Annotated in this window: 19 protein-coding genes; 10 read left to right on the top strand and 9 right to left on the bottom strand. The window is 55.2% G+C overall.

What is annotated here, in order from left to right; translation table 11 throughout:
• Positions 1–71 precede the first annotated feature (71 nt).
• The 3 genes from F8561_RS14790 to umuC all read left to right on the top strand — a co-directional run bounded on the left by F8561_RS14790 (position 72) and on the right by umuC (position 2,852).
• Positions 72–938: an aldo/keto reductase family oxidoreductase gene (locus F8561_RS14790; protein WP_151887642.1), complete on the top strand. Its 867-nt coding sequence runs from the start codon at positions 72–74 to the stop codon at positions 936–938.
• Between the two features lie 233 nt (positions 939–1,171).
• Complete coding sequence (gene umuD / locus F8561_RS14785; RefSeq protein ID WP_014169838.1) at positions 1,172–1,606, top strand: translesion error-prone DNA polymerase V autoproteolytic subunit; 435 nt, start codon at positions 1,172–1,174, stop codon at positions 1,604–1,606.
• Positions 1,590–2,852, top strand: a complete 1,263-nt coding sequence (gene umuC / locus F8561_RS14780; protein WP_151887641.1) for a translesion error-prone DNA polymerase V subunit UmuC — start codon at positions 1,590–1,592, stop codon at positions 2,850–2,852. Before umuD ends, umuC begins: the two co-directional genes overlap by 17 nt.
• Positions 2,853–2,859: 7 nt before the next feature.
• Here umuC and F8561_RS14775 read toward each other — a convergent pair whose 3' ends face one another.
• Entirely contained in the window at positions 2,860–3,741 is an 882-nt protein-coding gene (locus tag F8561_RS14775) for a LysR family transcriptional regulator (RefSeq protein WP_032678042.1), read from the bottom strand.
• Between the two features lie 97 nt (positions 3,742–3,838).
• Here F8561_RS14775 and F8561_RS14770 point away from each other — a divergent pair, with 97 nt between their 5' ends.
• Positions 3,839–4,894 carry an SDR family oxidoreductase gene (locus tag F8561_RS14770; RefSeq protein ID WP_059306016.1) on the top strand — a complete coding sequence of 352 codons (1,056 nt, stop codon included), beginning with the start codon at positions 3,839–3,841 and terminating at the stop codon, positions 4,892–4,894.
• Positions 4,895–4,958: 64 nt separating this feature from the next.
• Here the strand turns inward: F8561_RS14770 and F8561_RS14765 are convergent, their stop codons facing one another.
• Complete coding sequence (locus tag F8561_RS14765) at positions 4,959–6,467, bottom strand: PLP-dependent aminotransferase family protein (protein ID WP_138013785.1); 1,509 nt, start codon at positions 6,465–6,467, stop codon at positions 4,959–4,961.
• A gap of 36 nt (positions 6,468–6,503) precedes the next feature.
• Between F8561_RS14765 and F8561_RS14760 the strand changes: the two genes are divergently transcribed.
• A complete protein-coding gene (locus F8561_RS14760) occupies positions 6,504–7,271 on the top strand; it encodes an arylamine N-acetyltransferase family protein (RefSeq protein ID WP_020884297.1) in 768 nt (255 codons plus the stop codon).
• Between the two features lie 120 nt (positions 7,272–7,391).
• Here the strand turns inward: F8561_RS14760 and F8561_RS14755 are convergent, their stop codons facing one another.
• Positions 7,392–7,661, bottom strand: a complete 270-nt coding sequence (locus F8561_RS14755; protein WP_014169844.1) for a hypothetical protein — start codon at positions 7,659–7,661, stop codon at positions 7,392–7,394.
• 56 nt (positions 7,662–7,717) lie between these two features.
• Positions 7,718–8,065 carry an HNH nuclease YajD gene (gene yajD / locus F8561_RS14750; RefSeq protein ID WP_014169845.1) on the bottom strand — a complete coding sequence of 116 codons (348 nt, stop codon included), beginning with the start codon at positions 8,063–8,065 and terminating at the stop codon, positions 7,718–7,720.
• A gap of 178 nt (positions 8,066–8,243) precedes the next feature.
• Here yajD and F8561_RS14745 point away from each other — a divergent pair, with 178 nt between their 5' ends.
• Positions 8,244–9,269, top strand: a complete 1,026-nt coding sequence (locus tag F8561_RS14745) for an LLM class flavin-dependent oxidoreductase (RefSeq protein ID WP_151887640.1) — start codon at positions 8,244–8,246, stop codon at positions 9,267–9,269.
• 96 nt (positions 9,270–9,365) lie between these two features.
• Here the strand turns inward: F8561_RS14745 and F8561_RS14740 are convergent, their stop codons facing one another.
• Entirely contained in the window at positions 9,366–10,409 is a 1,044-nt protein-coding gene (locus F8561_RS14740; protein ID WP_151887639.1) for an AI-2E family transporter, read from the bottom strand.
• Positions 10,410–10,830: 421 nt separating this feature from the next.
• On the opposite strand from F8561_RS14740, the gene mdtJ reads away from it, so the two are divergent.
• The 3 genes from mdtJ to F8561_RS14725 all read left to right on the top strand — a co-directional run bounded on the left by mdtJ (position 10,831) and on the right by F8561_RS14725 (position 13,757).
• Complete coding sequence (gene mdtJ / locus F8561_RS14735; RefSeq protein WP_032670478.1) at positions 10,831–11,193, top strand: multidrug/spermidine efflux SMR transporter subunit MdtJ; 363 nt, start codon at positions 10,831–10,833, stop codon at positions 11,191–11,193.
• Positions 11,180–11,509, top strand: coding sequence for a multidrug/spermidine efflux SMR transporter subunit MdtI (gene mdtI, locus F8561_RS14730; protein ID WP_014169849.1), 330 nt, complete (start codon positions 11,180–11,182; stop codon positions 11,507–11,509). Before mdtJ ends, mdtI begins: the two co-directional genes overlap by 14 nt.
• A gap of 85 nt (positions 11,510–11,594) precedes the next feature.
• Positions 11,595–13,757 carry a bifunctional diguanylate cyclase/phosphodiesterase gene (locus tag F8561_RS14725; protein WP_151887638.1) on the top strand — a complete coding sequence of 721 codons (2,163 nt, stop codon included), beginning with the start codon at positions 11,595–11,597 and terminating at the stop codon, positions 13,755–13,757.
• Between the two features lies 1 nt (position 13,758).
• Here the strand turns inward: F8561_RS14725 and F8561_RS14720 are convergent, their stop codons facing one another.
• The 3 genes from F8561_RS14720 to F8561_RS14710 form a co-directional block, all read right to left on the bottom strand.
• Positions 13,759–14,580 carry a trypsin-like serine peptidase gene (locus F8561_RS14720; RefSeq protein WP_020884292.1) on the bottom strand — a complete coding sequence of 274 codons (822 nt, stop codon included), beginning with the start codon at positions 14,578–14,580 and terminating at the stop codon, positions 13,759–13,761.
• Between the two features lie 278 nt (positions 14,581–14,858).
• Positions 14,859–15,248 carry an acid resistance repetitive basic protein Asr gene (gene asr, locus F8561_RS14715; protein ID WP_032670412.1) on the bottom strand — a complete coding sequence of 130 codons (390 nt, stop codon included), beginning with the start codon at positions 15,246–15,248 and terminating at the stop codon, positions 14,859–14,861.
• Positions 15,249–15,425: 177 nt separating this feature from the next.
• Positions 15,426–16,913 (bottom strand): carboxypeptidase M32, encoded by a 1,488-nt coding sequence (locus F8561_RS14710; RefSeq protein ID WP_108648373.1) that lies wholly within the window; start codon positions 16,911–16,913, stop codon positions 15,426–15,428.
• A gap of 155 nt (positions 16,914–17,068) precedes the next feature.
• Between F8561_RS14710 and F8561_RS14705 the strand changes: the two genes are divergently transcribed.
• Positions 17,069–17,431 carry a cell envelope integrity protein TolA gene (locus tag F8561_RS14705; protein WP_151887637.1) on the top strand — a complete coding sequence of 121 codons (363 nt, stop codon included), beginning with the start codon at positions 17,069–17,071 and terminating at the stop codon, positions 17,429–17,431.
• A 1-nt stretch (position 17,432) separates the two neighbouring features.
• On the opposite strand, the gene F8561_RS14700 is transcribed toward F8561_RS14705, so the two are convergent.
• Positions 17,433–18,686, bottom strand: coding sequence for an MFS transporter (locus F8561_RS14700; protein WP_020884288.1), 1,254 nt, complete (start codon positions 18,684–18,686; stop codon positions 17,433–17,435).
• Positions 18,687–18,726 lie beyond the last annotated feature (40 nt).

The raw sequence follows: 18,726 nt of genomic DNA, 5'->3' as shown, positions 1-18,726 counted from the left end.
CTCGCGCTTAACTACGGGGTCTGTTAAGGAACTCGTTGTAAATCCGGATCATTTTTATGAGGAAGGTCGACATGAGCAGCATTGATAAAAGCGGGACGTACGCACTTGGGTCGCGGACGGTTAAACGGCTTGGCTATGGCGCGATGCAGCTTGCCGGGCCAGGCGTGTTTGGTCCTCCAAAGGACAAAAATGCCGCGCTGGATGTGCTCCGCGAAGCGGTGGCTGCTGGGGTGAATCACATTGATACCAGCGATTTTTACGGGCCTCATATCACCAACCAGCTGATCCGCGAGGCGCTTCATCCGTACCGCGACGATCTGACGCTCGTCACCAAGATCGGTGCCCGTCGCGGCAGTGATGCCTCCTGGCTGCCGGCCTTCTCCGCGCAGGAACTGACGCAGGCGGTACATGACAATCTGCGTAATCTGCAGCTGGATGTGCTGGATGTGGTTAATCTGCGCATCATGTTCAGCGCACACGGGCCAGCAGAAGGCTCAATTGCTGAACCTCTCGCCACGCTGGCCGAGTTACAACAGCAAGGTTTGGTGCGCCATATTGGCCTGAGCAACGTCACGGCCACCCAGGTTGCGGAAGTGCAGAAGATGGTGCAGGTGGTGTGTGTGCAGAACATGTACAACATCGTGAACCGTGGCGATGATGTGCTGGTGGATTCGCTGGCGCAGCAGGGGATTGCGTATGTGCCGTTCTTCCCGCTGGGCGGTTTTACACCCCTGCAATCATCCGGGCTGCAGGCGGTCGCTGATTCGCTGGGCGTAACGGCAATGCAGGTCGCGCTGGCGTGGTTGCTGCAACGTTCGCCGAACATCCTGCTGATCCCCGGCACCTCCTCCGTGGCGCATCTGCGACAAAATCTTGCGGCGGCGGAGCTGGTGCTCCCGGCTGACGCGCTGGAAACGCTCGATTCGCTGGCGGATTAAGCCAGACAGGCATAAGCCCAAAGCAGTGCTTTGGGCTTTTTTGTCCCTCTTGAAACCTGAATGTCGCTGCCGCAGGCGTTATCTGGCTATTCTTTCGCCGATGCGCAGGATACGGCTTAATTAAATCCGCTCACACTTCAATGCGTTTGGGGTAACCCCCGTAAAGGACCTTGATCCTTGTCCATAATCCGTAATACTGTATTTATATACAGTATCTGGCGAGAAAGGCATTTATGGACACTCTCTTTTCTTATTATCCAAAGCAACCCCTTGAGTTACCTTTATTTGTAGAACGCGTAGCGTGTGGTTTTCCAAGCCCGGCGCAGGATTATGTGGAGGATCGTCTCGATCTTAACCGCCTGGCCGTCAGGCATCCCAGCGCGACCTACTTTGTGAAGGTGAGCGGAGACTCGATGATCGGCGTTGGGATCGGCGATGGCGATCTGCTGGTCGTCGATCGTTCGTTAAACGCCGTGCACGGGGATATTGTGGTGGCATCCGTCGCGGGTGAGTTTACGGTCAAAGAGCTGCAGACCCGCCCGATCCTGAGGTTAGTGCCGCATAACGTTCGCTATCAGCCGATCACGTTTCAGTCCGAAGAGGAACTGCAGATCTTCGGTGTTGTCACCCACACACTCAAAACGCATAAACATGTTCGCGCTGGTTGATGTGAACAGCTTTTATGCCTCCTGCGAGACGGTGTTTCGGCCCGATCTGCGGGGCAAACCCGTGGTGGTGGTCTCCAATAACGACGGCTGCATTATTTCGCTGTCGCGGGAGGCAAAGCAGTTCGATATAAAAATGGGCGAGCCGTATTTCAAATTCAAAGAGAAGCGCTTTCCCGCGCGGGTTTACGTCTTTAGCTCGAACTATGCGCTTTACGCCGATCTCAGCAGCCGGGTGATGCAGACGCTGACCGACTTCGCCCCGGCCATAGAGATTTACTCCATTGATGAGGCGTTTGTGAACGTTGCTGGCGTCAGCAACTGCATGGCGCTGGAGGCGTTTGGTCATCATATGCGCACGCAGGTGTTTAAAAATACGGGATTAACCGTTGGCGTAGGCATTGCCCCCACGAAAACGCTGGCGAAGCTGGCCAACTATGCGGCAAAGCGGTGGAACAACACGGGAGGCGTAGTGGATTTATCGGATCGCGAGCGGCAGCGTAAACTGCTGGCGCGCGTACCGGTAGAGGAGGTGTGGGGCGTCGGGCGGCGCATTACCAAAAAACTTAATGCGATGGGTGTCACCACGGCGCTGGATCTGGCACAAGCTTCCTCGTGGGTCATCCGCAAACATTTTAACGTTGTCCTGGAGCGCACGGCGCGCGAGCTGCGCGGCGAGCCCTGTCTTGATCTGGAAGAGTTTACGCCCACGAAGCAGCAGATTATCTGTAGCCGCTCGTTTGGACACCGTATTACGCAATACGAGGAGATGCACCAGGCCATTTGCGCCTACGCTGAACGGGCTGCGGAAAAGCTGCGCAGCGAGCATCAATATTGTCGCTTTATCAGCGTGTTTTTGCGTACCAGCCCGCATGCGGACAACGAGGTTTATTACGGCAATCAGGCGTCTGTCACCCTGATGACGCCCACCAATGACTCGCGCGATATCATCCGTGCCGCCACCGATGCGCTGGGGCGCATATGGCTTGACGGCTATCGCTACATGAAAGCGGGGGTGATGCTGGCGGACTTTTTCAGTAGCGGCGTCGCCCAGCTGAATTTATTTGACGATAACCGTTTGCGCGCCAACAGCGCGGCGCTGATGGCGCTGATCGACAGCGTGAATCATTCCGGGAAAGGGAAGATATGGTTTGCCGGGCAGGGGATTGAGAAATCCTGGGCGATGAAGCGCGAGATGTTGTCACCGGCTTATACGACGCGGTACGCGGATTTGCCGGTAGCGAAGTAGACGCCGGTTATTTGGCAAGCGTCGGCAGGATTTGTTCGATCACCTGTATCACGCTTCTGACGCGTTGTGGGATAAAGCGGGCGTCGGGGTAGACGGCATAGAGATACCGGTCAGGTAACCGCCAGGCTGGTAATACCGGCACCAGCGTGCCGGCTTGCAACGCCTTTGCCGCAAGCGGCAGCTGCATGCCGCCAATCCCGATGCCTGACTCCAGCGCCTGTAACAGGGCGTCACTGGTGTTGGCACGAAAAACGGTATGCACTTTCACGTCAATTGTTTCCTCACCGGCGATCAACCGTAGAGGCGCATCCCGCGGGATGCCGCTAAATCGCACATGGGGATGTGCCGCCAGTTCGCTGACGGAGTGTACCGCCTGAAAGCCGGGAGCAGCGAACAGCGCGGTTTCAATCCGCATCAGCAGACGTGCCGCATGCGATTGCGGAGGCTCAGCGCTAAGGCGTAGCGCGACATCCACCCCTTCGCTCACCAGGTCGGCGATGCGGTCATCCAGGGACAGCGTCAGGTGCAATGCCGGATGCAGGCGCTGAAGCGCCAGCAGAGGGGGCAAAACGATCTGCCCCAGACCGCTTGGCAACTGAACATGGACGCTGCCCTGAAACTGATGATCGGCAGGGTTCAACCGTCTCTCCGCTTCCTGCATGGCATCCAGCAAAAGCTGCATATCACGGCGATAACGTTCACCCTGCTCGGTGAGCTTCATCATTCGCGTTGTCCGATGCAGTAATACCACCCCGAGCTCCTGTTCCAGGGCGGCAATCTGCTGGCTGACGGCAGACTGCTTCATTCCGCTCTGGCGAGCGGCTGCCGAAAAGGAACCCGCTTCTGCGACGCGCAGAAAGGTGGAAATGGCGTTGAGCTTATTGTTCATTTAATGTTTTTTCTTATAAGTGCCATCGAATTCAGGGGATATGTAGGGAAAAAATAATATATCACACTGTGTCTGTCACCCTAACTGGAGAAACACCGTGAATAAGATGCAGCCACAAAACGTCGCGCTGGTCGCTGGCGCCAGCGGGATCGTAGGCAGACAGCTCGTCAAAACGCTCCTGGACAATAAATGGCAGGTGATTGGCCTGAGCCGCCATGCCTTATCCCATCCTGATGCTATTTCGCTGATCAACGTTGATTTACTGGATGCAGAGGATAGCGCCAGGGCTTTGCAAGCCGCTGGCGAGATCACTCATATTTTTTACAGCGCCTGGATGAATGCCGGGAGCTGGACGGAAATGGTTGAACCGAACGTCACGATGTTGCGTAACCTGGTCAGCAATATTGAAAAAACGGCACCTTTGCAGACGGTAAGCCTGATGCAGGGATACAAAGTGTATGGCGCGCACCTGGGACCGTTCAAAACCCCGGCACGCGAAAGCGATCCGGGCGTACCCGGGGCAGAATTTAACGCCGCTCAGCTCGCGTGGCTCCGTGATTTTCAGCGGGGAAAACGCTGGCACTGGAATGCCATCAGGCCAGGCGTGGTGGGCAGTTCGGTGCCAGGCAATACCATGAACCTTGCGCTGAGCATCGCACTGTATGCGTCCCTGTGTAAGGCTCTGGGTTTACCTCTGCGTTTTCCCGGTTCGGAACAGACCTGGCACAGCATTGTTGATCATACTGACGCCGGATTGCTGGCGGAGGCAACGCTGTGGGCAGCCACATCACGTAGGGCTAACAACCAGGCTTTCAACGTGAATAATGGGGACATCTGGCGCTGGAGCGAGCTGTGGCCGCGCATCGCACGCTGGTTTGAACTGGACTCTGCGCCGCCGGTCAGATTGTCATTCCATCAGTTGTTTAAGGATTATCGTGCGTTATGGCGCGACATTGCCGGGGAGCGGTTGGTGGAGGCGGATATTTTGCAGCTGAACGACGGGCATTTTGCCGATTTTGTCTTTAGCTGGAATTACGACATGTTTGGCGACGGCAGTAAGCTCCGCCGGTCAGGGTTCACGCGAATGCAGGCAACCGATGAGATGTTTTTCAGCCTGTTCTCGCAGCTAAGAGCGGCACGTATTATTCCGTGAAAAAAAGAGTGCGTTTCTGACGGCAGTAAAAAACGCGAACCCGGATGCAGGGAGTAAAGAACGCTCAATGTTCACTTTCTGGAATAAGGCCAGAGGAACCGGCCAGTTCATGACAAAGCGCGCCAATCCGATCCACCGCATTCAGCAGGAGGGGCGTGGGTTCGTTGGCACAATTTAATCGCAGGTAATTCGTTAAGTGTGCGCGGGGGGAAAACAGCGGCCCGGGGCTAACGCCAATGTTCAGTGCCAGCGCGCGGCGGTGCACCTCCAGTGCATTCACCTGGTGTGGAAGTTCAACCCACAACAGGAAACCGGCAGCCGGCACGTTAACGCGTGTGCCGGGAGGGAAGCTTGCCTTGACGCGCGCAATGACGGCACCAATCCCTTCTGCGATGCGCCGCTTTAGCCGCCGCAGATGACGATCGTAGTCGCCACTGGCCAGGATTTCGCTCGTTGCGGCTTCAAACAGCGGCGCGCCTGCCCAGTCTCCGGCCATACGCGCCTGCAGGACCTGGGCGTGGTAACGTCCGGCCGCAATCCAGCCGATGCGCCATCCGGGCGCAAGCGTTTTAGACAATGAACTGCAGTAAATGACATTCCCGCTCTGGTCGAACGCTTTACAGGCCGGAGGACGTTGCCCTTCGCCGACCAGATCGCCATAAACATCGTCCTCAATTAACGGGATGCCTGCATCTTCCAGCAGGGCAACAAGTTCCTGCTTGCGGGGGACGGACATACTGGCACCCAGCGGATTTTGCACGGTGGGCGAGGCCAGAACGGCCGCTGGATGATGGCACCGAATAGCATCGGCGAGCGGCGCCAGCAACAACCCTTCTTGAGGATCGGTTGGGATCTCCAGCGCCTTCAGGCCCAAATCTTCCAGCAGCAACAGCGTACCGAAATAGGCGGGTTGTTCTATCGCTACCACGTCGCCAGGCTGGCACACAGCCCGCAACGCCAGACGCAGCGCCTGTGTCGCGCCAGCGGTGATGATGAGATCCTCTGCACCAAAACGGCCACCCCATTGCGCGGCCCGGGCGGCAATCTTACTGCGCAAATCAACCCGTCCCGGAGGCAGGCTATAGCTTTGCCCACGCGCTTCCAGACGTCGACCTGCAGACTGCAGCGCACGTTGCAGGGTATCGCCTGGTAGCCACGCGGGGTCGGGCAAGGCAGCCCCCAGCGGTACCAGTCGGGCTTCTGCACTACTGAATAACGATCGCGCGACGGCTGACATTGTCACAGGCACGGGGCCGGACAGGGAACGCGTGGGCTGCACGCATCGGGACTGGCGGGTCTGACGGACGTAGTAGCCCGAACGCGGACGCGCAACGATCAGGCCTTCGGCCTCAAGGCAGCGGAGTGCTTCCAGTGCCGTCGGGAGACTGACCTGTTCGCGCTCGGCCAGTTTACGTGCAGAGATCATCCGGTCGCCGATTTGCAACGCGCCTGAAGCCAGCGTAAGACGCAGCATCTCAGCAATCCGACGGTAATGGGGGGACGGGGCGGCCATGGGGATCTGTGCAGTCAAATTTTCGATAAAACTGACTATACAGCCAATGAAGTGCCCCATCTATAGTGTCCGGCATGTTCCAGACAAGGAGGCACTATGCACAGCGACAATTTCGATATTTCTGCCTATTTCAGGCGCATAAACTATACCGGCCCTGCGGCTGCCGATACTGCTACCCTGCATGCGCTTATGCGCCATCAGCTCTTTTCGATACCCTTTGAAAATGGGGATGTACAGGCGGGTAAAGTTGTCTCGCTGGTACCCGAAGACATTGCCGATAAGCTGTTGAGGCAGAAGCGCGGCGGTTACTGCTATGAGGTGAATGGGCTATTTGCGATGGCGCTGGAGGCATTGGGCATTCGCTGGCGTTTTGTCGCGGCGCGCCCGATGTTCTACCCGGTGCGTCGGCCTAAAACCCATATGGCACTCATTGCTGAGATTGACGGTCGTCAGTGGCTTTGTGACCTCGGGTTCGGTAGCTACGGCATCCGTGCTCCGATGGCGTTAGACATGCTTGATACGGATATCCGGCAGGATTTCGACACGTTCCGGCTGACCCGTAACGCTGAGGGTGAGTATCTGCTTCAGGCATGGGTGGAGGGTAAATGGGCCAGTCAGTACGGCTTTGACCTCTCTCCTCAGGAGTGGATTGATTTCGTGCCTGCCAACTACCTTAACTCCACGCACCCGGACGCCATTTTTGTGCAGAAGCTGCTCGTCGTACAGCATCGCCCGGAAGGACGCCAGATTTTGCTGGGTAACGTGCTGAAAACGATCACCGCGCAGGGCGTGGAAACGCAACAGCTGGCAGAAGATGATATTGCCTCTGTACTGAAAAATTGTTTCGCGCTGACGGTTGAGTGATCCGCAGGGGGACGCTGGACTGTATCGAGTCTGCGCATGCGTCCCCGGCTTATCATCGACAATGCGAACTGTTAAAGACAGAGGCTACCTGAGACGTCTTCAGGGCAGAAACCGTATCCGCTACGTAAAAAGCGTCGTAATAATCAACCCTATAATATACAGGGAAAGGATGCCCTGGATGCTACTTAAAGCCCACCGCAAGTAGCGCCACTGGTAGCGTTCTCTGGCATTGGCCTCGGCAATGGGGCCGGTAGCGTCAGGGGCTTCTTTTCTGAAGCGCTGCAGGGTTTGATGACACCACCACACCAGCAGTAATACCAGCACGGTTTTCGTGAGCAGTGAGCCATAAGCATTGAAAAAAACGTCCCAGTAGCAACGGAGTGTATCCATATCCTTTTACCTGTAACTGTGAGGCCCATATGACGAAGAGGGGCAATATTAGGGAATTATTTTTTCTTATTCATCATCGCTTTTAGATCGGCAAACGGGTTGAAAGTGGCCACGCCCATGTCTTTTTGCGCGTCTTCACCCGCCACAACGGTAGTACCGTACTGATCTGCTTCGGTGTATTTCGAGTGTTCATGGTCGTGGCAAAACAGGCACAACAGCTCCCAGTTGCTGCCATCTTCCGGGTTATTAGTATGATCGTGATCGATATGGTGAACCGTGAGCTCGCGCAGGTTTGAATAGACGAACTCGCGTGAGCAGCGTCCACAGACCCAGGGATAGATTTTTAATGCCTTTTCACGGTAGCCACTTTCCAGTCGCGCGTAGTTTTTAGGGATCAGAGCCATTGCCGGTTTTACCTGCCAGGGAAAAAGAAAGACGCACTATATCTCATTATGGGGCGTCATTGCGATCCGCTCAATTCAGTCAATTTATTTGAATTATTCCGTTAAATAAAGGGCATTTATTCTCCCCGGGTAATGCGTAAAGTAGAGATAACGCAAAGCATCATCAGGATATCTCGTTATGAAAAAGATCGGCTTTTTGTCATTTGGTCACTGGACACCGTCACCTCAGTCCGGCACGCGTTCCGCGGCGGACACCCTGTTGCAATCCATCGACCTGGCCGTCGCCGCTGAAGAGCTGGGCGCAGACGGTGCCTATTTCCGTGTGCATCATTTTGCCCGTCAACTCAGCTCTCCGTTCCCCTTACTGGCGGCGAACGGTGCCAAAACGAAAAGCATCGAAATCGGTACTGGCGTGATCGATATGCGCTATGAAAATCCGATGTACATGGCGGAAGATGCGGGCGCGGCGGATTTAATCTCCGGCGGACGTTTGCAGCTGGGGATCAGCCGGGGCTCTCCGGAGCAGGTCATTGATGGCTGGCGTCATTTTGGTTATGTCCCGCAGGAAGGGGAAAATGAATCAGATATGGCACGCCGACACACCGAGGTACTGCTTGAGGTGCTGCACGGAGAAGGGTTTGCAAAACCGAACCCACAACCAATGTTCCCAAATCCACCGGGGCTGCTGCGCCTGGAGCCACATTCCGAAGGTTTACGTGAGCGCATCTGGTGGGGCGCAGGGTCGAACGCGACAGCGGTATGGGCTGCAAAACTGGGGATGAACCTGCAAAGCTCAACCCTGAAAGATGATGAAACCGGTGAGCCATTCCATATTCAGCAGGCAAAACAGCTCCGCGCTTACCGACAGGCCTGGGCGGAAGCCGGGCATACTCGTCAGCCGCGCGTCTCGGTCAGCCGCAGTATTTTTGCGCTGATGGACGATCGTGACCGCATGTACTTCGGCGCAAGCCGGAACGACAGCGATAGCGTGGGTTACCTTGATGAGAAAACGCGCGCAATTTTCGGACGCAGCTATGCCGCTGAGCCTGAAAAGCTGATTGAGCAGTTGAAACAGGACGAAGCGATTGCCGAAGCGGACACCTTATTGCTCACCGTGCCGAACCAGCTCGGAGTGGATTACAACGCGCATGTTATCGAATCCATTCTGAAGCATGTTGCACCGGCAATGGGATGGCGCGAATAGCCATTTTGTTGTGCGCCGGGCGCCGCGCGCGAAGGCCGTAACACCTGCCTGTCTCGTCACCCCCGGTAAGGGGGACGAGGCAGGCATCTGCGGAGGTTATTCGACTGGCTTATGGCTCATATCGCTCAGCAGCACGGCGATACTTTGCCCGCCCGCCGTCTGTTCGAGGCCAATCTTCACAATGATGGTCAGCGGAACGGAGAGCAACATGCCGACCGGGCCGAGCAGCCATCCCCAAAATATAAGGGACAGAAATACCACCAGCGTGGACAATCCCAGACCGCGCCCCATCATGCGTGGCTCAAGAATGTTCCCGAACACCAGGTTAATCACCAGATACCCGGCCAGCAGAATCAGCGCATCATAGAATCCACTGAACACCAGCACCTGCAGAATAGGGGGGATAGCGGCCAGCACCGAACCGATGTTGGGGATATAGTTGAGCGCAAAGGCCAGTAATCCCCAGACGAACGCAAACCGGACATCCAGCGCCATCAGCATTCCCCAGACCACGGCCCCGGTGACCAGGCTAATGGCGGTTTTCAGGACCAGATAGCGGGAGACGCTATCCAGCGCGCGTTGAATCGCTCCCATGCCTTCAACCGGACGGACCATTATTTGCTGCAGTTTTGCGGGCAGTTGCGGCACTTCCAGCAGCATAAACACCACCGTTAAAAACAGCAGGAAAATCGAGGTCATGGCGTTAGAGAGCTGCGCCAGCAGGCCGGTGACGAGGGTCATGGCGGCATTCGGATCAATGTACTTCAGCAACTCCTCAACGGACACTTCGATTCCCGCACGCTGCAGCCAGGGTTCAAGCTGCAACAGCGGTATCGCCAGCGACAAGCGGTATTTCGGTAACGTTCGCGTCAGTTCATTCAGGGAGGTGCCGAGATAAGCGACCAGCAGCACCATGGCAATAATAATGATGCTGATAAGCATCGTGATTGCCAGCACGCGCGGGATGCGGAACCGCGTCATGCGCTGTATGAGCGGGTTAAGGATCACCGCAATAAACAGGGCCAGAATAAACGGCACGATGATGTCGGCGGCAAAACGAACGCCCGTCAGTATGATCACCAGCATGCCCAGCATGATGACAATTTTTAGCCCGTTCAGGGTAATGATGGGTTTAGCCATGGGGGTTCCTGAATAATATTTTTATTTATAATAAAGGCGAAAGCCGTTTCAATAAACTAACCAAAATCAAACGGGATGGGTAAAGAATTGAAAAGACTTTGAGTAAAAGCCTTACTTATGGTACAAATTTGGCGTGTTCAACTACCGAGGACAATTTTCATCCGCAAAGACGAGAAGCAACAACGCGGATAATTGTAATTTTATGGACAATTTGTTCAGGACGTATTCTTCAAACAACACCGCTGTATTTTTCACTTCCTTCTGCCTTCTTTCTGGTGAGCAACACTGGCGCAACGCGCTATAGTCACATCTTCTGCCTGAGCTGGCGCTACGCGCTTAGCTGTCTGATTTAATTTCATATTTTTGGGTTTGCTGCACGCAGCAGGCCACGATGGATTATATTCTCAAGCAGGAGAAAAACATGTTTTACTGGATTTTATTAGCCCTTGCTATTGTCGCTGAAATTACCGGCACGCTGTCTATGAAATGGGCAAGCGTCAGCGATGGCAATACCGGCTTTATTTTAATGCTGGTGATGATTTCACTTTCCTATATTTTCCTGTCGTTTGCAGTGAAGAAAATTGCGCTGGGTGTGGCCTATGCGCTGTGGGAAGGGATCGGTATTTTGTTGATCACCCTGTTCAGCGTCTTATTATTTGACGAAACATTATCAACAATGAAGATTGCCGGGTTAACGACGCTGGTAGCAGGTATCGTGCTGATTAAATCGGGTACACGCAAACCGACTAAGCAGCCGAAGGAGCAGACCCATGCAGCAGTTTGAATGGATCCACGCGGCCTGGTTGGGGTTTGCCATCGTGCTGGAGATTTTAGCGAACGTCCTGCTAAAATTCTCTGACGGTTTTCGTCGTAAAATTTACGGACTGTTGTCGATTGCCGCCGTACTGGGGGCGTTCAGCGCCCTGTCACAGGCGGTGAAGGGTATCGATCTGTCCGTGGCCTATGCGCTGTGGGGCGGGTTTGGTATTGCCGCCACCCTGGCAGCCGGCTGGGTGCTGTTCGGTCAGCGTTTAAATAACAAAGGTTGGATTGGACTGATATTGCTGCTTGCCGGCATGATCATGATAAAACTCGCCTGATACACGTTAAGCCATTATTTACAGGCAGCGAAATTCGCTGCCTGTATTACTCTTAAAAAAAGCAAAACATTGAAGAGGATGGCTAATGTATCGCACATTAAGCTGGCGCAATATTCCCACCGCGAGAACATTGTTTGCCATGATCTTCATGGCGGGGATCGGCTTAATCATCTCCATTGTCGCGCTGCTCTATTTATCTCTGCACCTGATCAGCACCAAAACCAATGAAATTGACGAGCACCGCACCACGCTTTCCGTGCAGGGTGCGATACAAACGTCGGTTAACCGTGTCTCGACCCTGGTGATTGATAATGCCGTCTGGGACGATGCGGTACGCGAGGTCTACCGCCCAAAGCTCGATACCGAATGGTTATACAACACCTGGGGAGCGGGCTTTAAAGTCAATAACCTCTATGACGGCACTTTCGTGCTGGATGAGCATTTCAACGTCATCTGGGGATCGTTTCAAAGCCAGCCTTTTGCGGAGACGAATCTCGACTTTTTTGGCAAAGGCCTGCAAGCGCTTATTCAGCAGCACGGACGTGAATTACCCAGCCAGAAGAATATTTATGCCGGGATCACCCGAACGCGTCACGGCGTCGCGTTTGTCGGAATAGGGCTGATCCGACCGATGATCGGGCGATTGCAGGTTAACGACGGTACGCGCCGCTATCTGGTGATTACCCGCCATTTGAATAGCGGCATATTATCCGATCTGGGGCAGACCTTTCAGATTGATAACCTCAACTTTACCCCGGATAAAATCAACAGTCTGAGTATGCCGCTGCGCAGTTCTGCTGGGGAGTTACTGGGTTACCTCAACTGGCAGGCACGCCTTCCTGGCGCGCAGGCGGCCCGGGCCGCATCATCTGATATCACGCAGATAGTGGTGCTGGCATCGGTGCTGATCCTGCTGTTTATTATGGTGAGCTGTGTGGGCCTGTACAAACTGGCCCGCGGAGAAAGCCAGGCGCGTCTGGTCGCCAGAACGGACTGGCTAAGCCATCTGCCGAACCGCCGCGCACTCATTGAAGCGCTGGACCGCGTGAGTTTGCGTGGCGATATTGACGTCAAAAGCGTGGTGTTTATCGATCTGGATGGCTTCAAGGACGTCAACGATATCTACGGCCACAGCGTCGGTGACGATCTCATTGTGACCATCGCCAAAACGCTGAATGAATGCGTTCCACCGGGCGGGATGCTGGCGCGCATGGGAGGCGATGAGTTTGCCATGACCATCGGCGGTGAAGGGGCAGAAGCGCTGGCGACCACCTTTGCCGAATCCGTACTGGATTTTCTCAATACCCCCATTCGTCTGGGGGAGCGCACCATTCATATCGGTGCCAGCATCGGGATTGCCAGCGGAACCCTGATTGAATGCACCAGTTCCGAGCTGTTTCGCCGCGCCGATATCGCCATGTACCATTCCAAAATTAGCGGGAAAGGGCGTGTCACCCACTATGACGCGGCGCTGAATAACGCCCGGGAACGCAAGCTTGCGATTGAAAACCAGATCCGTAACGGACTGGAGCGAGACGAGTTTGAAGTCTGGTACCAGCCGATTATTGACGCCCGCAGTCAGAAAATGAGCAGCGTGGAAGCGCTGGTTCGCTGGCCGCGTCATCCGGAAGGTGAACTCGGTCCAGATACCTTCATTTCCATTGCGGAAACGAGTGGGCTGATTTACAAACTGGGCCAGTTTGTTTTGCAGCGTGCCTGCCAGGATCTGGAGCCGTACAGCGAATTAAAGCTCTCCGTTAATATCTCCCCGGCGCAGTTTCGCGACCCTGAATTCGAAGAAAAAGTGGCCTGGGTTCTGGAAAGCACCCGTTTCCCGGCCAGGCGACTCCAGCTCGAAGTCACGGAGACCTATGTGCTGGAAAACCCCGAGCGTGCCCGCACGGCGATTGCCAACCTTAAAGCACTGGGCACCGCGGTGGCGCTGGATGATTTTGGCACGGGCTATTCGAGTATTGGCTATTTGCGGCGTTTTAATTTCGACACCATTAAGATCGATAAATCACTGGCCGGGCTGGTGGACAACGATGAGCAGGCGGCGGCGCTGGTGAGCGGCACGGTGAGGATCGCCAATGCCCTGGGCATGGCGGTGGTCGCTGAAGGGGTGGAAAACGAAAAGCAGATGAAATTGTTACGGCTGGCTGGCTGCGATCAGCTGCAGGGATTCTGGTTCAGCCAGCCGATGCCGATTGAATCAATCAGGGCGTTACGTCAGGTCAGACAGTGCTGAGTTACTGCTGCGCCAGTGCTTCCAGCTTGTCACGAAAACCGGTCACGGCTAAGGCCCGGTTATCTGCTCGCCATCTGTCTTTTGCCGCTGGCGCAGAGCTTTGAACACCAATCAGCTGCCAGCCGTTATCCGTTTTTAACATCAGCGGCGAGCCGCTGTCACCGGGTAACGTATCGCACTGATGCGAGAGCACGCTGTTTTGCGCCCATCCTGTGACAATACAGTCCGTGTGGGTGTAAAGCGCGTCCAGATGATCGACAGGGTAGCCTGATTGCGTCACCTTACGGTCGGCGGCTTTCAGTGCGGCAGTGAGCGCGGCTTTGTCTCCGTCAAATAACGGAAGCGGGGTAATGCCAGAGGGCGGGTAGCGCAAAATGATCAGGCCAAAATCCCAGGATGCCGCTGACGGAGGCACTATCCAGCCGTCACCGTCGGGCTTCAGACGTTTGCCGAGAGAAGCATCAACCCGTCCCTCAATACCGTGAATTTCATAACGCCACATCCCTTTTTGCGACACAAATCGCAGGGCAACGGCTTTGTCTGGCTTGCCGTCTGGCGGTGTCAGCAGGCAGTGGCCTGCCGTCAGGGCAAGTTGTGGGGTAATCAGCGTAGCGGTACATAAATTACCGCTGGCGGTTTCCAGTTGCCCGATAGCGTCCCAGGGTGCCTGGGTAGGATCGGCGACGCGCGTACGATCGTCATGACCGAAAAACAGCGTTTTAAGCTCTTTCGCGCTAATGGTTTCATCACCGCCATCATCCGCATGTGAGAATCCAGAAAAAAGACCAAACGTTCCCAGTAACAACACAACAGATTTACGCATATCACACTCTGGTGGGGGCAATTATGATTATTAAAAGTGAACCCTATGAAAATACTATAGACGGGACAGCGCTAAAGTGGGAGTAAAATCAGCGTGCTACGATCAGGAAAGATAAAAATGGCTTGCGATGAGCGCGCATAAAATAAGCAGGATAAGAATCAGCTCAAACCGATAGCGCCGCAGCATACGCCCTCCGGATAAAAAAAACGGCGCTGGACCTTTCCGGTTCAGCGCCGGTTTACCAACGTGCCCCGAAAGGCACGGTTAAGCTTGTACTCTTACGCAGCTGGCTGTGCAGCTGGTTTAGCAGCTTCGTGTTTTACTGCTTTTTTGTGATGCTTTTTAGCGGCCTGGGCTTTCTGTTCTACAGCAGGTTTGGTCGCTTTTTTGTGGTGCTTTTTAGCGGCCTGCGCTTTCTGCTCTACAGCCGGTTTAGCGGCATCTTGTTTAACGGCTTTTTTGTGGTGTTTTTTAGCAGCCTGGGCTTTTTGCTCTGCAGCAGGTTTAGCGGCTTTATGGTGTTTCTTGTGGTGTACGGTTTTTGCCGGAGCAGCAGTCGTTGTTGCAGCTGGAGCAGCAGCAGCCGGTGCAGCAGTGGTTTCAGCAGCAAACGCAGCAGAAGACAGACCCATAGCAGCGGCAACAACCAGAGCTAATACTTTTTTCATGTTCATACCCTCGAATTTGGTTTTTCATTTAACCCCACTGCGGGGCCGTTGAAAGAACTATATCCCTGTAAATTCGGGGTTTCCGTGAGTGATTGGTATCGGCGTGTAACGGAATGTACAAAGGGCGGTAAAGGGTGCGCAAAAGGAAAACGGCCGGAGCGTACTCCGGCCGCTGGATTACAGATAACGGGACGTCAAATGCTCGCGGAAGTAACGGATATTCAGGTCTTCACCCGTCGCCTGGGTAATCAGTTGCGAAGTGGTGAAGCGGCTACCGTGCTGCCAGATGTTCTGACGCAGCCAGTCAAACAGGGCGGAGAAATCGCCCTCAGCGATGGAGGACTGCAGATCCGGCAGCGCCGTTTTGGCCGCATGGAACAATTGCGCGGCGTACATCGCGCCGAGCGTGTAGGACGGGAAGTAGCCAAAACCGCCGTCGGTCCAGTGAATGTCCTGCATACAGCCGTTGCGGTAGTTATCTTTGGTTGATAACCCGAGCCAGGCCTGCATTTTCTCATCCCACAGCGCCGGAATGTCATCCACCTCGATATCGCCATTGATCAGCGCACGTTCAATTTCATAGCGCAGCACCACATGCGCCGGGTAGCTGACTTCGTCGGCATCGACGCGGATATAGCCCGGTTTCACGCGCTGGTTCCAGGCAATAAAGTTCTCTTCACTGAACGCCGCCTGACTGCCAAAACGGGCGTGAACCGCAGGGAGGAGATGTTTAAGAAAAGCGTCGCTGCGCCCCAGCTGCATCTCAAAGAACAGGCTCTGGGATTCGTGGATCGCCGTTGAACGGGCGAGAGAGACAGGTTGACCGGCCCACGTTCGCGGCAGGTTTTGCTCGTAGCGCGCGTGTCCGGTTTCGTGGATCACGCCAAACAGCGCGCTGAGCAGTTCGTCCTCATCATAACGCGTGGTGATGCGCACATCTTCCGGCACGCCACCGCAGAACGGGTGTGCACTGACGTCCAGGCGACCACCGTTAAAATCAAAGCCGAGCATCTTCATGGCTTCAAGCCCAAGTTCACGCTGCGTTGCCGTCGGGAAGGGGCCCTGCGGCGGAACGAACGACTGCTGAGCCTGTTTTTCCACAACGTTTGCCAGCAGGTCCGGCAGCCAGGATTTCATATCCGCGAACAGTACGTCCAGACGCGCACTGGTCATGTCCGGCTCGAAAATATCCAGCAGCGCGTCGTAAGGGCTGCAGCCTTTGGCTTCAGCACGCAGACGAGCCTCCTCGCGGCTCAGTTTGACGACCTCTTTCAGGTTGGCGGCAAACCCCTGCCAGTCATTGGCCGGGCGCTGGGTACGCCAGGCGTGCTCACATTTGCTGCCTGCCAGCGATTTGGCTTCCACCAGCGCTTCCGGCAACAGCGACGCCTGCTGGTAATGACGCGTCATTTCACGCAGGTTGGCTTGTTCAATATCATTCAGGTCCTCACCGGCCGCGGCGGACAGCCATTCACCCACCTTTTTATCGGTCAGGATCTGGTGTTGCAGAACGCTCATTTCGGCCAGCGCTTCACCGCGCGCGGCACTGCCTCCCGGCGGCATCATGGTAAACATATCCCAGCTGGCGATGGAGGAGAGGTGGGAGAAACGGGAGAGGCGCTGGAAGGTGCGGGTGAGTTGTTGGTAATGGCTGTTTTCGCTCATTTCGTTTTCTCTTTGCAAGGCGATGTTTCAGGCATGAAGAGTGAGTAGTATCAAAATTCCCGCCTGAATCCAAGCCATTACCCCTTAGAGTTTGGTGCTATTTCGTTCAGTAACGCTGTGCTATAACCCTAAAAAAAACGACTACCGGATGGAAAATGAACAAGGTTGTGAGTGTAGGGATTGCAGTGTTGCTGACGGGGTGCCAGACACATCATCATGACGTGATCCCGTTCAACACCGAAGAAGACTCCGCGCACGCATGGGCGTTTGCGTATGTGGAAACAGTGAAACAAAGGATGACGACCACAGAGCAGTATGAAGGGAAGCTCTGCTCGTTGAAGATTCACCAGCCCAAAGGCGCGACCTATGTGACCCACATTCAGGTGGTAAAAGGCAGCGATCCTGAGCTGTGTAAGGCCGCCATTGCGGCCTTACAGTCTGCCAGTGACGATCATGTGCTCCCAGTGGTACCTGATGCGCGTATCGGGGAAAACTACACGCTCGATTTCAAACCCTGAATCAGTGCAGCCGCTGGTGTAAACGGGTCCCTACCAACAGCGCCCCGCAGAGCATCAGCGCAATAAAACCGCCCACGCCGTTCCAGCCATAGTTATGCCAGAACACCCCACCCAGCGTCCCCGCAAAGCTGGAACCGAGGTAATAGCTGAACAGATACAAAGACGACGCCTGGCCTTTGGCCCGGCGAGCGCGTGGCCCAATCCAGCTGCTGGCCACCGAGTGAGCGGCGAAGAAACCGGCAGAGAAAAGCAGCATCCCGGCGAAGATAAGCCACAGGGAGGCGAAAAGGGTCATCAACAGGCCGAGCAGCATGACGGCGGTAGAGACCAGCATAACCGGACCGCGTCCAAAGCGGGCCGTCATCGCTCCGGCTTTAGGTGAACTCCACGTGCCGGTGAGATACGCCACAGAGAGCAGACCCACCACCGCCTGACTCAGGTGCCACGGGGAGAGCATCAGGCGATAGCCGATATAGTTAAACAACGTAACGAATGAGCCCATCAGCAGAAAGCCGGTCAGGAACAGCAGCGGCAACCCTTTGTCACGCCAGTGCAGACGGAAGTTGATGAACAGCGTTTTCGGGCGCAGGGAGGTGGAACGAAAATGACGTGATTCCGGAAGGATTCTCCAGAACATCAGCGCAGACGCAAGGGCAAAGCAGCCGATCACCGCCAGCGCAATACGCCAGTTAAAGAAGTCCGTAAACACCCCGCTCAGCAGACGTCCACTCATTCCGCCAATCGAGTTCCCGCTGATATACAGCCCCATAGAGAAGGCGACAAAGCTCGGGTGGATCTCTTCGCTGAGATAGGTCATCCCGACCGCCGCCACGCCGCTCAGGGATAACCCAATTAACGCACGCATCACCAGGATACCGTGCCAGCTGGTCATCATCGTGGAGAGTAACGTACAAATCGAAGCCAGCATCAGGGCGGTAACCATCACCTGTTTACGGCCAATGGCGTCGGAAAGTGGCCCGGTGAAAAGCAGACCAATCGCCAGCATGCCGGTAGAGATGGAGAGCGAAATACTGCTGCTGGCAGGCGATACGCCAAATTCATGGGAAAGAACGGGCAGGATCGGCTGAACGCAATAGAGCAGGGCGAAGGTTGCCAGACCCGCTGAGAAAAGCGCCAGCGTGACGCGCATAAACTGGGGGGTACCACGTTTAATGAACTGAACCGGCTGCGATGCTGCGGGTAAATCATCAATATCTCTGGCCGGATCGATATCAATGGTAGATGTACGACTCACACAATGTCCTTGCTTAAACATCCCCGTGGTTTCGGGTGAC

This window comes from Enterobacter sp. 198 (assembly GCF_009025585.1).
GTDB lineage: Bacteria > Pseudomonadota > Gammaproteobacteria > Enterobacterales > Enterobacteriaceae > Enterobacter > Enterobacter ludwigii.
The sequence above is the reverse complement of the archived record's forward strand: the minus strand, read 5'-3'. Positions and strand labels throughout refer to the sequence as shown.

Coding starts and splice junctions, on each gene's coding strand:
- F8561_RS14790 (WP_151887642.1), top strand. CDS start 72: ATGAGCAGCATTGATAAAAGCGGGACGTACGCACTTGGGTCGCGGACG.
- umuD (WP_014169838.1), top strand. CDS start 1,172: ATGGACACTCTCTTTTCTTATTATCCAAAGCAACCCCTTGAGTTACCT.
- umuC (WP_151887641.1), top strand. CDS start 1,590: ATGTTCGCGCTGGTTGATGTGAACAGCTTTTATGCCTCCTGCGAGACG.
- F8561_RS14775 (WP_032678042.1), bottom strand. CDS start 3,741: ATGAACAATAAGCTCAACGCCATTTCCACCTTTCTGCGCGTCGCAGAA.
- F8561_RS14765 (WP_138013785.1), bottom strand. CDS start 6,467: ATGGGGCACTTCATTGGCTGTATAGTCAGTTTTATCGAAAATTTGACT.
- F8561_RS14760 (WP_020884297.1), top strand. CDS start 6,504: ATGCACAGCGACAATTTCGATATTTCTGCCTATTTCAGGCGCATAAAC.
- F8561_RS14755 (WP_014169844.1), bottom strand. CDS start 7,661: ATGGATACACTCCGTTGCTACTGGGACGTTTTTTTCAATGCTTATGGC.
- yajD (WP_014169845.1), bottom strand. CDS start 8,065: ATGGCTCTGATCCCTAAAAACTACGCGCGACTGGAAAGTGGCTACCGT.
- F8561_RS14745 (WP_151887640.1), top strand. CDS start 8,244: ATGAAAAAGATCGGCTTTTTGTCATTTGGTCACTGGACACCGTCACCT.
- F8561_RS14740 (WP_151887639.1), bottom strand. CDS start 10,409: ATGGCTAAACCCATCATTACCCTGAACGGGCTAAAAATTGTCATCATG.
- mdtJ (WP_032670478.1), top strand. CDS start 10,831: ATGTTTTACTGGATTTTATTAGCCCTTGCTATTGTCGCTGAAATTACC.
- mdtI (WP_014169849.1), top strand. CDS start 11,180: ATGCAGCAGTTTGAATGGATCCACGCGGCCTGGTTGGGGTTTGCCATC.
- F8561_RS14725 (WP_151887638.1), top strand. CDS start 11,595: ATGTATCGCACATTAAGCTGGCGCAATATTCCCACCGCGAGAACATTG.
- F8561_RS14720 (WP_020884292.1), bottom strand. CDS start 14,580: ATGCGTAAATCTGTTGTGTTGTTACTGGGAACGTTTGGTCTTTTTTCT.
- asr (WP_032670412.1), bottom strand. CDS start 15,248: ATGAAAAAAGTATTAGCTCTGGTTGTTGCCGCTGCTATGGGTCTGTCT.
- F8561_RS14710 (WP_108648373.1), bottom strand. CDS start 16,913: ATGAGCGAAAACAGCCATTACCAACAACTCACCCGCACCTTCCAGCGC.
- F8561_RS14705 (WP_151887637.1), top strand. CDS start 17,069: ATGAACAAGGTTGTGAGTGTAGGGATTGCAGTGTTGCTGACGGGGTGC.